The sequence below is a fragment of the Allobosea sp. UC22_33 genome (assembly GCF_042700715.1).
Lineage (GTDB): Bacteria > Pseudomonadota > Alphaproteobacteria > Rhizobiales > Beijerinckiaceae > Allobosea.
Map to the genome: position 1 here is coordinate 3232144 of NZ_CP170556.1, position 13383 is coordinate 3245526.

At 67.6% G+C, this 13383-nt stretch carries 12 protein-coding genes and 1 other RNA gene; 4 read left to right on the plus strand and 9 right to left on the minus strand.

Translation table 11 applies throughout. The features are described from left to right. Position 1 precedes the first annotated feature (1 nt). From ACFJGT_RS15620 to ACFJGT_RS15650, 7 genes are all read right to left on the minus strand, one after another. Positions 2 to 1426 (minus strand): UDP-N-acetylmuramoylalanyl-D-glutamyl-2,6-diaminopimelate--D-alanyl-D-alanine ligase, encoded by a 1425-nt coding sequence (locus tag ACFJGT_RS15620; RefSeq protein ID WP_377848998.1) that lies wholly within the window; start codon positions 1424 to 1426, stop codon positions 2 to 4. Then, entirely contained in the window at positions 1426 to 2877 is a 1452-nt protein-coding gene (locus tag ACFJGT_RS15625; RefSeq protein ID WP_377848999.1) for a UDP-N-acetylmuramoyl-L-alanyl-D-glutamate--2,6-diaminopimelate ligase, read from the minus strand. The genes ACFJGT_RS15620 and ACFJGT_RS15625 overlap by 1 nt, the downstream gene beginning before the upstream one ends. A 28-nt stretch (positions 2878 to 2905) precedes the next feature. Then, the gene (locus tag ACFJGT_RS15630) at positions 2906 to 4684 is read right to left on the minus strand and encodes a peptidoglycan D,D-transpeptidase FtsI family protein (RefSeq protein ID WP_377838917.1); all 1779 of its coding nucleotides are present in this window, start codon (positions 4682 to 4684) and stop codon (positions 2906 to 2908) included. Beyond that, a complete protein-coding gene (locus ACFJGT_RS15635) occupies positions 4681 to 5067 on the minus strand; it encodes a hypothetical protein (RefSeq protein WP_377838920.1) in 387 nt (128 codons plus the stop codon). The genes ACFJGT_RS15630 and ACFJGT_RS15635 overlap by 4 nt, the downstream gene beginning before the upstream one ends. Positions 5068 to 5069: 2 nt before the next feature. Next, entirely contained in the window at positions 5070 to 6110 is a 1041-nt protein-coding gene (gene rsmH, locus ACFJGT_RS15640; RefSeq protein WP_377838925.1) for a 16S rRNA (cytosine(1402)-N(4))-methyltransferase RsmH, read from the minus strand. Next, complete coding sequence (locus tag ACFJGT_RS15645) at positions 6107 to 6583, minus strand: division/cell wall cluster transcriptional repressor MraZ (RefSeq protein ID WP_377838928.1); 477 nt, start codon at positions 6581 to 6583, stop codon at positions 6107 to 6109. The genes rsmH and ACFJGT_RS15645 overlap by 4 nt, the downstream gene beginning before the upstream one ends. 567 nt (positions 6584 to 7150) lie before the next feature. Further along, a complete protein-coding gene (locus tag ACFJGT_RS15650) occupies positions 7151 to 7615 on the minus strand; it encodes a MarR family winged helix-turn-helix transcriptional regulator (RefSeq protein ID WP_377838932.1) in 465 nt (154 codons plus the stop codon). 150 nt (positions 7616 to 7765) lie between these two features. Between ACFJGT_RS15650 and ACFJGT_RS15655 the strand changes: the two genes are divergently transcribed. Continuing rightward, positions 7766 to 8188 carry an organic hydroperoxide resistance protein gene (locus tag ACFJGT_RS15655; protein ID WP_336811371.1) on the plus strand — a complete coding sequence of 141 codons (423 nt, stop codon included), beginning with the start codon at positions 7766 to 7768 and terminating at the stop codon, positions 8186 to 8188. Between the two features lie 167 nt (positions 8189 to 8355). Here ACFJGT_RS15655 and rnpB read toward each other — a convergent pair. Both rnpB and ACFJGT_RS15665 read right to left on the minus strand, forming a co-directional pair. Then, an RNA gene (gene rnpB, locus ACFJGT_RS15660) (RNase P RNA component class A) lies at positions 8356 to 8762 on the minus strand. Between the two features lie 56 nt (positions 8763 to 8818). After that, positions 8819 to 9412 (minus strand): lytic transglycosylase domain-containing protein, encoded by a 594-nt coding sequence (locus ACFJGT_RS15665; RefSeq protein WP_377838938.1) that lies wholly within the window; start codon positions 9410 to 9412, stop codon positions 8819 to 8821. Positions 9413 to 9824: 412 nt separating this feature from the next. Here ACFJGT_RS15665 and ACFJGT_RS15670 point away from each other — a divergent pair, with 412 nt between their 5' ends. The 3 genes from ACFJGT_RS15670 (at position 9825) to ACFJGT_RS15680 (ending at position 13241) form a co-directional block, all read left to right on the plus strand. Continuing rightward, a complete protein-coding gene (locus ACFJGT_RS15670; RefSeq protein ID WP_377838942.1) occupies positions 9825 to 10574 on the plus strand; it encodes a TerB family tellurite resistance protein in 750 nt (249 codons plus the stop codon). A gap of 112 nt (positions 10575 to 10686) precedes the next feature. Continuing rightward, entirely contained in the window at positions 10687 to 11475 is a 789-nt protein-coding gene (locus tag ACFJGT_RS15675) for an N-acetylmuramoyl-L-alanine amidase (protein WP_377838947.1), read from the plus strand. Between the two features lie 107 nt (positions 11476 to 11582). After that, on the plus strand, positions 11583 to 13241 hold the full coding sequence (locus ACFJGT_RS15680) for an efflux RND transporter periplasmic adaptor subunit (protein ID WP_377838951.1): 1659 nt from the start codon (positions 11583 to 11585) through the stop codon (positions 13239 to 13241). Positions 13242 to 13383: the final 142 nt, after the last annotated feature.

Consider the following 13383-nt stretch of genomic DNA (forward strand, 5'->3'; position numbering starts at 1 on the left):
ATCAGTCTTCGGCAGGCACGGCAGGAAAACGCGCGAGGATCGCCTTGACGATCGGCCCCATGCGCGTGCCCAGCGATCCCTTGACGGTGACGGTGTCGCCACCGCGGATCGCATCGAGCACGAGCGGCTCCAGCTCGCTCGCGGTTGCGGCATAAGCCCCCCGCATGGCGGAAGGCAAGCTCTCATGGAGCCCTTTCATCAGCGGGCCGCAGGTGAAGACCTTGTCGATCCCGTTCGAAACCAGCGGCTCGGCGAGGCCCCGATGCAGCTCTGGGCCGGTCGCCCCGAGCTCCAGCATGTCGCCGAGCACGGCGATGCGCCGGCCACGGCCCTCGACCGGCAGACGGCCGAGATTCTCGATCGCGGCACGCATCGAGGCGGGATTGCCGTTATAGCTTTCGTCGAGCAGCGTGATCCTGCCGCCCGGTGCCTGCAGCACCTGGCGCGCGCCGCGCCCGGCCGGCGGCTTGAGGTCGCCCAGCGCCAACGCGGCCAGCGCGAGATCGGCGCCGAGTGCATGGACGGCAGCGAGCACGGCGAGCGAGTTCAGCACGATATGCTTGCCGGGACTGCCCAGCCGATAGGTCACGGGCTCGCCGAAGACGCGGGCCTCGACCGTCGACAGGTCGGGCTTCAGTGCGCAGGAGATCAGCTTCACATCGGCATCCGGGCTTTCGCCAAAGGTGATGATCTGCCCGGCCGGGCCGGATCTGGCGATGTCGCGCAGCAATTCGGATTGCGGGATATCGGCGTTGACGATCGCCGTGCCGCCCTTTTCCAGCTCCCAGTAGACACCCGCCTTTTCCTCGGCGATCCCTTCGAGCGAGGCGAAGGCGGCGAGATGCACGGGCTGGATCGTGGTGACGATGGCGACCTGCGGGCGCACCATCCGCGCCAGCGGCACGATCTCGCCGGGGCTGTTCATCCCGATCTCGTACACGCCATAGGCGACGTCGGCGGGGGTGCGCACCAGCGTCAGCGGCACGCCCCAATGGTTGTTGTAGGAGGCGACCGGCGCATGGGTCTTGCCCTGGCGCGAGAGCACGAGGCGCAAAGCCTCCTTGGTGCCGGTCTTGCCGACCGAGCCCGTGACCGCGACGATGCCGGCCTTGAGCTCGGCACGGCGCGCGGTGCCGGCATGCTCCATCGCCTTCAGCACGTCCGGCACGACGGCGAGAGCCCCCGCGCCCTCGAACTGAGCGGCATGGGCCTCGTCGATCACGGCGAGCGCCGCACCCTTGTCGAGCGCGCCCTTGACGAAATCATGCCCGTTGCGCGCCTCGCCGGTGATGGCGAAGAAGACGTCGCCCGGCTCCAGCGTGCGGGTGTCGATCGAGGCGCCGGTCACGACCGGCGGCACGGCGCCTTCGGCCTGCGCCCGCAGCGCCGCGATCAGCTTGTCTCCGGTCCAGAGCGGGCCGCCCATCATTTCAACTCCGATAGCGCCTTGCGAACCACGTCCTGATCCGAGAAAGGCAGCGTCCGGTCGCCGATGATCTGGCCGGTTTCATGACCTTTTCCGGCCACGACCAGCAAATCTCCCGGTTTCAGCATCTTCACCGCGGCGCGGATCGCTTCCTCGCGCCCGCCGATCTCGCTGAGCTTCGGCGAAGCGGCCATGATCTCGGCCCGGATCGTCGCCGGGTCCTCGCTGCGGGGATTGTCGTCGGTGACGATGGCGATATCGGCCTTCTCGGCTGCGATCGCGCCCATCAGTGGCCGCTTGCCCTTGTCGCGATCGCCGCCGCAGCCGAAAAGACAGATCAGCCGCCCGGTCGTGTAGGGACGCAGGGTGGTCAGTACCGCGGCGAGTGCATCGGGCTTGTGGGCGAAGTCGACGACGACGAGCCCGCCATTGGCCTCGCCGATGCGCTCCAACCGCCCCGAGACCCCCTTGAGGCCGGAAATGGCCTGCAAGGAAGCAGCCTTGTCCTCGCCGGTCGCGATGGCGAGTCCGGCCGCGACCAGCGCGTTGCCGGCCATGAAGTCGCCTACCAGCGGCAACGCGACGGTCAACTCGCGCCCGTCGAAACCGATGGTCAGGCGCTGCAGGAAGCCATCGCGCTCGTTGCGCAACAGCGTGAGCGTCTCGCCCTTGCGGCCGATGCCGATGATCGGATGCCCGGCCTTGGCCGCAGCCTGCGCCGCCTCCTCCGCATAGGGCTCGTCGCGGTTGATCACCACCGGCGCGCCGGCCGGCAGGAGATCCCAGAGCCGCAGCTTCGCGGCGAGGTATTCCTCGACGCTCGGATGATAATCGAGATGGTCGCGCCCGAGATTGAGGAAGGCGCCGGCACTCAGGCGCACGCCGTCGAGGCGGCGCTGGTCGAGCCCGTGCGAGGACGCCTCCATCGCGAGATGCGTGATGCCCTCGCCCGCGAGCTTGTCGAACGAGGCGTGCAGCGAAAGCGGGTCCGGCGTCGTAAGCGAGCCGTAATCGGCGCCCTTGGCCGTCACCACGCCGATCGTGCCGACGCTCGCCGCCTCATGGCCGAGCGCCTGGAAGATCTGGCGGGTGAAATCGGCAACCGAGGATTTGCCGCTGGTACCGGTCACCGCGACGATGGTCTTCGGCTGGCGCGGATGGATCTTCGCCGCAGCCAGGGACAGCGCGAGCCGGGGATCGTCGACCTGGGCGAAGGCGACGCCGGCCGGCAGGTCCGCCGGTCGCGGTCCCCCCGAGACGATCGCGATCGCGCCATGCCCGACCGCATCCATGATGAAGCGCGCGCCATCCGCCTTGGCGCCTGCGAGCGCGACGAAGACGTCGTCGCCGGTCACCTTGCGGCTGTCGAAGGCGACGCCATGCACCTGCTGGCTGGCGGCCTCAGCATCGAAAATCTCGGGGAAGAGGTCTCCGAGGCTGTATCCGGTCATCGTCATGGCTTCCGCTTATAGGCCGAGATCAGCGCGAACCCCAGGCGCCGAGCCGCGCCATCAGCGGGAACGGCGACGGCGGCGGGTCGAAGCGCGGGTTGAGCCCCAGGATCGGCGCGGCGCGCTCGATCACCTTGCCCGTGGTGACGCCGGCATTCCAGGCCGCCGTCGAATAGCCGCCGCTCTCGGCATAGCCCTTCGGCTCGTCATAGATCGCGAGGAACAGGTATTTCGGCTTGTCGGAGGGGGCGATCGCCGTGAAGGTCGTGAAGTTCTTGTTCTTGGCATAGCGGCCGTTGATGACCTTCTCGGCCGTGCCGGTCTTGCCGCCGACGAAATAGCCTTCGATATTTGCCTTGCGGGCAGAGCCCTTCTCGCCGTTGAGCCGCATGATGTAGCGCATCGCCTCGGAGGTCTCCGGCTTGATGACACGCGTCGAGACCTGCCGCGCCTCCTCCTCGGTCCGCTTCAGGAAAGTCGGCTTCATCAGATAGCCGCCATTGACCAGCGCCGCCACCGCCGTCAGCGCCTGGAGCGGCGCGACGGCGAGGCCATGGCCGAAGGCGATGGTCGCGGTGTTGATCTCGCCCCAGCGCTGCGGGACGATGGGGGCCGCGCTTTCCGGCAGCTCCGTCGTCATCCGGTCGAGCTGCATCATCTTCCTGAGGAAGGCCTTGTGGCCGTCGACGCCGACGGCCAGCGCCATCTTGATCGAGCCCATGTTCGACGAATGCAGGAAGACTTCCGGCACAGTCAGCGTGCGGCCGGTGCCATGGTATTCCTTGATGACCTGCCGGCCGAACCGCATCATGCCGCCGGCGGTCGAGAAGCTCGAATTGATGTTGACCTTGCCGGAATCGAGCGCCATCGCGATGGTCAGCGCCTTGAAGGTCGAGCCCATCTCGTAGACGCCGACATTCATCCGGTTGATCCGGTCCTTCTCCAGCGCATCGACCGGGTTGCCGGGGTCGAAATCGGGCAGCGAGACCAGCGCGATCACCTCGCCGGTATTCACGTCCATGATCGCTCCGGCGGCGGCGATGGCCTTGAAGCGTTCAAGCCCCTTGGAGAGTTCGTCGCGCAGCAGGTGCTGGACGCGCAGGTCGATCGACAGCTTGACCGGCTTCAGGTCGGACGCCTCGGTCGCCAGCCCGGCACCGTTCAGGTCCTGCAATCCTTGCGAGTCGATGTATTTCTCGATGCCGGCGATGCCGACATTGTCGATATTGGCGAAGCCGAGCACATGCGCGGCGGCATTGCCGTTGGGATAGACGCGCTTGTTCTCCGGCACGAAGCCGACGCCGGGGATGCCGAGCCGGTGCACTTCCGCCTGCTGGCGCGGCGTGATCTCGCGCTTGACCCAGACGAAGCCCTTCTTGGTGCCGAGCTTGTCGCGCAGGTCCTTGGCGTCGAGATCCGGCAGCACCGCCGTCAGCAGCTCGGTCGCCTCGTCCTTGTCGAGGATGCGGCGCGGCTCGGCGAAGACCGAGACCGTGCGGATATCGGTCGCCATGACCTCGCCGTTGCGGTCGACGATATCGGGCCGGGCGGCCGAGATGGCGTTGGAGGTGGCGCGGCGCAGGCCGACCTGCTCGTTCGGCGCGACGCCGAGATAGACCAGCCGGCCGGTGATCGCCAGGAACAGGGCGGAGAAGCCGAGGATGACGAGACCGACGCGCGGCTCGCTCTTCTCGCCGCTCATGCGGAAGACGTCGCGCAGCCAGGCCAGGCGCCCACGCTTGACCGCGCCCTCCGCGGCCTCGTGCTGCTGCTCCATCGGAACCTCGTTTTCTGTCGGTTCGGTCATGGCATCGGCCTCGGCGTGGTCGCGCCCGCCTTGGTATTGCGCGGTGTCTCGGTCGGCAGGCCCAAGCCCAGATCCTCGAGCTTGCGGCCGATGGTATCGACCTTCGGGCCGCGGTTCGGGATGTCGGAGGGCTTGACCACCTGCGTCACAACGAAGGGCTGCAGGTCGAGATGGCGCTCGGCCAGCATCTGGACGCGGTCAGGCCGGTTGAGAAATTGCCACTCGGCCTTGAGCACGGCGATGGCGTCGCGCTCGCGCTGGGTCTTACCCTTGAGCTTCTGGAGATGCTCGGTCGCCAGCGTCGTCTCGTATTTGATCGAATAGGCATAGACCGCCGAGGAGACCAGCGCGCCGATGGCGATGACATGCAGGAGCTTGATCACGCTCAGGGCCTCCGGCGCGGCTGCGGGTCGGGGACGGTGGAGAGCGCGACGAGCCCGGCATCGGCCCGGCGCGACGGCGCGTCGTTACGCTCGGCGGCGCGCAGCTTGGCCGAGCGCGCCCGCGGATTGGCCCGCATCTCGGCCTCGGTCGGCGCGACGGCGCCCTTCGCGACCAGCCTGAAGGTCGGCTGCGCGGCGGCCACGGCCGGCGCATGGCGCGAGCCCGCCGGCACCCGGCCGGAACGCTCGGCGAAGAACTGCTTGACGATGCGGTCTTCGAGGGAATGGAACGTCACCACGACGAGCCGCCCGCCCGGCTTCAGCACGGTCTCGGCCGCGTGCAGCGCCCTGACCAATTCGCCGAGCTCGTCATTGACCGCGATGCGCAGCGCCTGGAAGACGCGCGTCGCAGGATGCGCCCCGCCGGGCTCGCCCCACACGATGCTGGCGACGAGATCGGCGAGTTGCTTGGTGGTCGTGATCGGCGCCTTGCGACGGGCCTCGATCACGGCCCGCGCCACGGCGCGCGAGCGGCGCTCCTCGCCGTAGTGGTAGAAGATATTGGCGAGCAGCCCTTCCTCGGCCTCGTTGACGAGGTCGGCGGCGCTCTGCCCGCTGCTGCTCATGCGCATGTCGAGCGGCCCGTCGAAACGGAACGAGAAGCCGCGCTCGGCCTGATCGATCTGCATCGAGGAGACGCCAATATCGAGCACGACGCCGTCGAGCGGCGTCATCCTGAAGCGCTCGGCCTCCTCGGCGAGCTCGCCGAAATTGGCCTGGGACAGCGTCAGCCGCCCGGCCATCGCAGCCACGAGATCGGCCCCGCCGGCGATCGCCGAGGGGTCGCGGTCGAGCCCGAGCAGGGTCACGTCCGGCGCGGCATCGAGGATCGCCCGCGAATAGCCGCCTGCCCCGAATGTGCCGTCGAGATAGCGCCCGCCGGCCTGCGGCGCGAGCGCGTCGAGCACCGCGGCAAGCAACACGGGCACATGACGAACCGGTCCGCCAATGGCTCCGCCGGAACGGTCGCCATGGTCCGTCATGTGCCCGAGCCTCCCGTTGGAATGGTCAAACTGCCGAGCGTGCGCTTCACGTCGCGCAGGCGCGTCCGCGCCGCCTCGAGATGCGCGCGGAACCGCTCCGGCTCCCAGAGCTGGAACTTGTGGCCGTGCCCCACGAAGGTCACGGCGTCGCCGATGCCGGCATGCGCCTTCAGCGCCTCGCTCAGCACCATCCGCCCCTCCGTGTCGATCTTCAGCACCTCCGAGGTGCCATTCAGCGCCGTCGAGAGCAATTCCCACTCGTCCGAGAACGGCGAGAAGCGCGCGAGGATGTCGTCGATCGTGGCCCTCAGCGCATTGCCGCCGGCATCCAGCGCCGGCAGGTCGAGGCCCTGATGGACGTAGAGCCCCTCGTAGCCGTCCTTCGCCAGGACCGACCGGAAGCTCGATGGGATGGAGACACGCCCCTTGGCGTCGAGCCGGTTCGTGAAGTTCGAGACGAAGCGGTCCGTCAACGCCGCCTCCCGGCCTGCTCTTCAAGGCGTCGCGGCGCAGATGCGCCCGCGGCGAAAGGACTTCCCGTCGAAGCGGGCAAGGCACGCCTGCAAGCCAAATTCCGCGCGGCACACGGAGCCTGACCCTTGGTTTGCCTGCCGGCTTCGACGGGATGATTTGGGATAGCATGGGCCTATATGGGCGTCAATGGAATCGCAGGTGCAACGACGCACCGGCGGGGACTCTCCGCCATCACAGCTCGTTAAGGTTAAGTATCCGTAAGCACGCGCAATTCGGCGCCATCCGGCCCTATACGCAGGCGGAAAAGCGCCTCGGCCCTGTGAAAAATTTTATGAAAGCGCGCCGTTCTTTTTTGGTGAGCGCAAAGCATGACGGCCCGGAAGCGGCACGAACGGCGCGCACCCTTGTCATTCCGGGGCGCGCCGCAGGCGCGAACCCGGAACCCACGACTAGCTGGGACATTTGATGCCGCGTTGTAAGTCGCTCACCCGGTCGTGGATTCCGGGCTCTTCGCTACGCACAGTCCCGGAATGACTACTGTGGCAGCCAATGCAAAAGGCGCGGGCTCAGCCCTCGCGCGCCGACGTCAACAGCGCATCGCGGACGAGGTCGAGTTGGTCGCGCAACCGGCCCGCCTCGCCGGCCGTCCCGCCGAGCGCCTGTCCGATCGCCTCCTGCACGCAGCGCCCCTGCCCGCGCAGCCCCTCGCCCTTCTCGGCGAGATGGATGCGCACCTGCCGCTCGTCGCGCGCGTCGCGCTCGCGGCGGATCAGGCCGGAGGCTTCGAGCCGCTTCAGCAGCGGCGTCAGCGTGCCGGAATCCAGCATCAAACGCTCGCCGAGCTCCTTCACCGTCAGCCCATCCTGCTCCCAGAGCACGAGCATCACGAGATATTGCGGATAGGTCAGCCCAAGCGCGGCCAGGATCGGACGATAGGCCCGGTTGAAGGCATGGCCGACCTGATAGATCGCGAAGCAGAGCTGCTGCTCCAGACGCGGCATCCCGTCCCCGGCCTTGTCCTGCTTCGCCATAGCGCCCTCGCCGATCACCTTGCTTCACCGAAAGCCGAAAGCGGCCCCACAATCAACCGCTCTCAGCCTTGCTCAAATTAATTGTTGACGATCTAATTGCACACAATCTATATAGCAAGCATCGCTTCACTCAAGCAAGGAGACTCGATCATGAAGACGCTCTACACCGCCCATGGCTCCGCCACCGGCGGCCGCGAAGGCCAGGCCGCGACCGATACCGGCAACGTCAAGCTCGTGCTGAACACGCCCAAGGAACTCGGCGGCGGCGGCGGCGAAGGCACCAATCCCGAGCAGCTTTTCGCGATGGGCTATTCGGCCTGCTTCCTCGGCGCGCTGAAGTTCGTCGCCGGCAAGGAGAAGGTGAAGATTCCGGATGACGCGAAGGTCTCGGCCGATATCGGCATCGGCGCCCGCGACGACGGCCAGGGTTTCGGCATCACCGCCAAGCTGACCGTCTCGGTGCCCGGCCTCGACAAGGCCGCGGTCGAGGACCTCGTGAAGAAGGCCCATGTGGTCTGCCCCTATTCGCACGCGACGAAGGGCAATATCCCGGTCGAGACGACGGTGGCCTGAGGCCCGTCGTCGACAAGCACACGCCGTCATCCCGGACGCAGCGAAGCGAAGATCCGGGATCCATGCCTGAAGCTTCCTCGGAAGCGCTCAGGCATGGATCCCGGGTCTCCCTGCGGTCGCCCGGGATGACGCGCTTATGGGAATTCTGTCTAAAAGCCGGGAAGCAAGGTGCCAGTCGGCCTATAAGCCGGGTTCTGGATGGCCGGGAGATCGCTCCCCCGACGTGACGGCCATTCCTCTGGGACGCACATTGCTGCGCGCCTCGAGCAACCAACCCGGACGACAAGGCACAGAAACCTGCCCCTGCCCGCTTGCGCGGGCAGCATCGTCCCTATTCGGTTTTGCTCCCGGTGGGGCTTGCCATGCCGTCCCCGTTGCCGGGTCCGCGGTGCGCTCTTACCGCACCTTTTCACCCTTACCCTGCCGGAAAAGCCGAAGCTCTCCAGCGCAGGGCGGTTCGATCTCTGTGGCGCTTTCCCTGGGGTCGCCCCCGCCGGACGTTATCCGGCACCGTGTTTCCGTGGAGCCCGGACTTTCCTCCCTCGCGAGCGAGAGCGGCCGTCCGGCCGACTGGCGAGGGGAGATGCGCGCTGGCGCGCCCGGCGTCAAGCGAAACCGGGCTGCATCAGGTCAGTTGCGGGCGGTGATCGTGCGCACCTTGGCGCAATAGGTGCGGTTGGCGCCGCTCATTCGGGTCGCCATATGGCCGCTCTGGTACTTCATGATGGTGCGGCAGGTGTCGCCGCCCGCAAGCTTGTAGGCCAGCGCCAGGTATTTCATGCCGTAGCGGGCATTGGTCTCGGCATCGAGCAGCCCGCCGGCGCCGCCGGAATAGCCCATGCCGCGCGCCGTCTGATGGCGGATCTGCATCAGGCCGTAATTGCCGGCATGCGAGGCGCGGGGATTGTAGCGGCTCTCCACGCGGACAACCGCGTCGGCCAGCGAGAACGGCACGCCGTTGGCGGCGGCATGGCGGGCGACGATCGCCTTGATGCCCTCAGCCCCGGCGGGAGCAGCCAGAGCGCGGCTGGCGCGGGTCTCGGTCTTGTCGGTTTCGATCTTGACGGCTTCTGCCTTGGCCGCGCGGCTGCCGGACTTCGCCTTGGGAGCCTCGGCCTGGATATCCTCGCCCTTGCTCTCGGCCGCCTTGGCACGGGCGATCTCGGCGTCGCGAAGGACGATAGCTCTGGGGTCCGTTTCCGCGTTGACGAAATCCTCGGCCAAGGCAACCCCGGAGAGGCTAATCAGGCACGCAGCCGCGAGACCACCACAGATATATCGCATGTCGAATTAAACCCCATTGAGCCATGACTGGCCGATGGGGGCGCTCAACTGATGCTCGAATGTGTTGATAATCTGACACGATCCGCAGGAAATCGCTCAGAAACAGCGTAAACAGGAATTTATTCTATATTTAACTATTCAGTATTCATATGTATTCGCTCACTCAAAAAACTTCGCCGGCTCCCCGCCTCCGGATGCGAATCAAGCAGGCGAATCAGCCGCCCCATTTCGGCCTCATTCGCAGCCGGAAGTGCTTTTTTGGCGCGGCAGGCCGTCGCACCAGGCGCTCTTGCGCGGGCAGGCCCCCTTCTCCCATCATCGCGCATTCGGATTCACCGGGATCGATTTTGTGATGGCTTCCTCTTTCTGGGGCGCTCTGGGCGGCGGCGGGCTCGGGCTCGTGATCGGCGGCCCGCTGGGCGCGCTCGTCGGCGCGCTCGCCGGCCATGTCCTGGTCGACCGCGAAGGCGCGCCCTTCGGCCCGGCGCCGCGCGAGCTGGTCTTCACCACCGGCCTCGTCGCGCTCGCCGCCAAGATGGCGCGCTCGGACGGCGTCGTGACCTGCGACGAGATCACCGCGTTCCGCCGCATCGTCGAGGTCCCGCCCGACCAGCAGCAGCGCATCGAGGCCCTGTTCGATCTCGCCAAGCAGACCAGCGCCGGCTTCGAGGCCTATGCGGCGCAGATCGCCGGCGCCTTCAAGGACGAGCCCGCCCTGCTGGAGGACGTGCTCGACGGCCTCTTCTTGATCGCCGCCGCCGACGGCGCGATCCACGAGGCCGAGCACGCCTATCTCCAGTCGGTCGCCGGGATCTTCGGCATTGCCGATCATGATTTCGCCCGGATCGAGGCGCGCCATGCCCGCCGGCCGGACGATCCCTACCTCGTGCTCGGCGCCAGCCGCGAGATGGACAACGCCGAGCTGAAGCGGCATTACCGCCGCCTCGTCGCCGAAACCCATCCCGACCGCGAGATCGCCCGCGGCCTGCCGGAAGAGGCGATCGCCATCGCGACCCGCCGCATCGCCGCCATCAACGCCGCCTGGGATATGATCCAGCGCGAACGCGGCATGAACCGCAGCCTCGCGCCCGAGCCTGCCTGAATTCGGAATTCTCGGAAAATATGTGGGTCGTCCCGGACAAGCCGCGAAGCGGCGCCGATCCGGGATGACGATGCGGTTCCATTACGATCACACGATGCGCTAAGGCCGACGCATGACCGACACAGCCAAGCCCGACAGCCGCTTCGCCGCCAAGATCTTCCCCTCGCCGAATCACGGCGAGCGCAAGCACGCGGACGGTACGCCGGGCCGCCGGCCGGACATGCTGATCCTTCACTACACCGGCATGCCGGTCGCGGGCGAAGCGCTGCAATGGCTCTGCAACCCGGTCGCGCAGGTCTCCTCGCATTATTTCGTCTTCGAGAACGGCCACACGCTCCAGCTCGTGCCGGAAGGCAGACGCGCCTGGCATGCCGGCGCCTCGCACTGGGCCGGAGAGACAGACATCAATTCAAGCTCGATCGGCATCGAGATCGCCAATCCCGGCCATCCCGGCGGCCTGCCCGATTATCCCGAGGAGCAGATTGTCGCGACGCTGAACCTCTGCCGCGACATCTGCGAGCGCTGGTCGATCCCGCCCGAGCGGGTGCTCGCCCATTCCGACATCGCGCCGGGCCGCAAGATCGATCCCGGTGAGAAGTTCCCGTGGCGGCGCTTCGCCGAGGCCGGCGTCGGCCTGTGGACGGAACCGGCCCCGATCCGCGGCGGGCGCTTCTTCGCCCGCGGCGAAAGCGGCCAGCCGGTCGAGGCCTTGCAGGCGATGTTCGCCATGCTGGGCTATGGCGTCACCGTTGACGGCGTCTTCGACGAGAAGCTGGAGGCGGTCGTCGCCGCCTTCCAGCGCCACTGGCGCCCGGACAAGGTCGACGGCGTCGCCGATTCCTCGACGATCACGACGCTGCGCGACCTGCTCGCCGCCACGCAAGGCTCGCGCACCGCCTGAGCTGGGGCTAAGCCAAAGATTGCAGGAAGTTAACTCGCCGGACGGCGCACTTTCTGGCAAGCTCTCCATGGCCCGTACCCAGGCGTGGGCGGGATGGGGACACGACCTTGCGCAAATGGCTGATCGGAACCGGGCTGATCGTTCTCGCGGCGGCCGGCGGCTACTGGGCTCTGCGCCCGGCCGGCGGCAACGCCAATGAGCCGCCCTATCGCACGGCAGCGCTCGATCGCGGGCGCATCACGGCGGCCGTGCGCGCCACCGGTACGCTGACCCCGGTCACCACCGTCCTCGTCGGCTCGCAGCTCTCCGGCCAGATCGTCGAGGTTCTCGCCGACTATAATTCGCAGGTGAAGGCCGGCCAGGTCGTCGCCCGCCTGCAGAGCGACCAGATCCGCACGCGCCGCGACGCCGCCCAGGCCGATCTCGAGCAGGCCCGTGCCGATCTCGTGGTCAAGACCGCCCAGCTCGAACGCGCCCGCGCCGCGCGGATCAAGGCGGATTCCTTCATCCGCGATATCGAGGCCCAGCGCGCCCGCACCTCCGCCCAGCTCGCCGACGCCAAGCGCACCTTCGAGCGGCAGGACCAGCTCTTCAACCGCAGCACCGGCTCGCAGCAGAATCTCGACACGGCCCGCACGCAGGTCGAGGTCCAGACGGCCTCGCTCGCCTCGAACGAGGCCCAGCTCGCCTCGGCCCGTGCCGAGCTCAAGGGACTCGATGCCGATATCCAGCTCGGCGAGGGGCAGGTTCAGTCTTCCCAGGCCCTGATCGCCGGCCGCGATGCCAAACTGAGGGACATCCTGATCGATCTCGAACGCACGCAGATCCGCTCGCCGGTCGATGGCGTCGTGGTCCAGCGCCAGGTCGATCTCGGCCAGACCGTCGCCGCCTCGCTCTCGGCGCCGACCCTGTTCCAGATCGCGCAGGACCTGCGCACCATCGACATCTACGCCAATATCGACGAGGCCGATGTCGGCCGGCTGAAGCCCGGCCAGCCGGTCTCCTTCACCGTCAACGCCTATCCCAACCGCAATTTCCAGGGCCGGGTCGAGATGGTCCGGCTCGGCGCGCAGACCATCCAGAACGTCGTCACCTATACCGGCATCATCCGCGTCGAGAACCGCGACATGGCGCTCCTGCCCGGCATGACCGCCAATCTCCAGGTCGTGACCGAGGACCGGCCGGACGCCTTGCGCGTGCCCAATGCCGCCCTGCGCTTCCGCCCGGCCGGCGCGGCTGGCGCACCGGCCGCTGCGGGCACCGGCCCGGTCGCGCTTCCCGATGCCGGCGAACGCGGGCCGCGAGCGGCTGCAGCCCTGCGCGAACGGATCGAGACCGAATTGCAGCCGACGCCCGAGCAGAAACAGGCGATCGGAGAAATTCTCAAGGAGCGCCGCGGCAATCGCGAGGCCATGGCGGGCTTGTCACCGGAGGAACGGCGCGCCGCCTTCCGCACGGCGCGCAACGAGATCGTCACGAAGATCGGCGCCGTGCTCGACCCCGAGCGCCGCGCCAGGTTCGAGGCGATCATGCAGGAGGGCCGCGGGGCACCGCGTCAGGGCTTGCCGGGACGCATCTATGTGCTCGACGAAACCGGCCAGCCCAAGCCCGTCCCGGTGATGCTCGGCCCGACCGACGGCGCCTTCACGGAATTGCTCGGCGGCGAGGTCAAGGACGGCGCGCAGGTCGTGACCGGCGGCGGCCCGCGCCTGACGACGGCGCCCGAACCCACCGCCCCCCGCGCTCGCGGGCCGCGGCTGTTCTGATGGTCAGGAACCAAGACCTGTCCGCGCGCTTCCCGTCATGGTCGGGCTTGTCCCGACCATCCACGTCTTCGCTGGTCAAACGTCGCGTTCAAGACGTGGACGCTCGCCACAAGGGCGAGCATGACGGTGAGGCTTCGTCTCG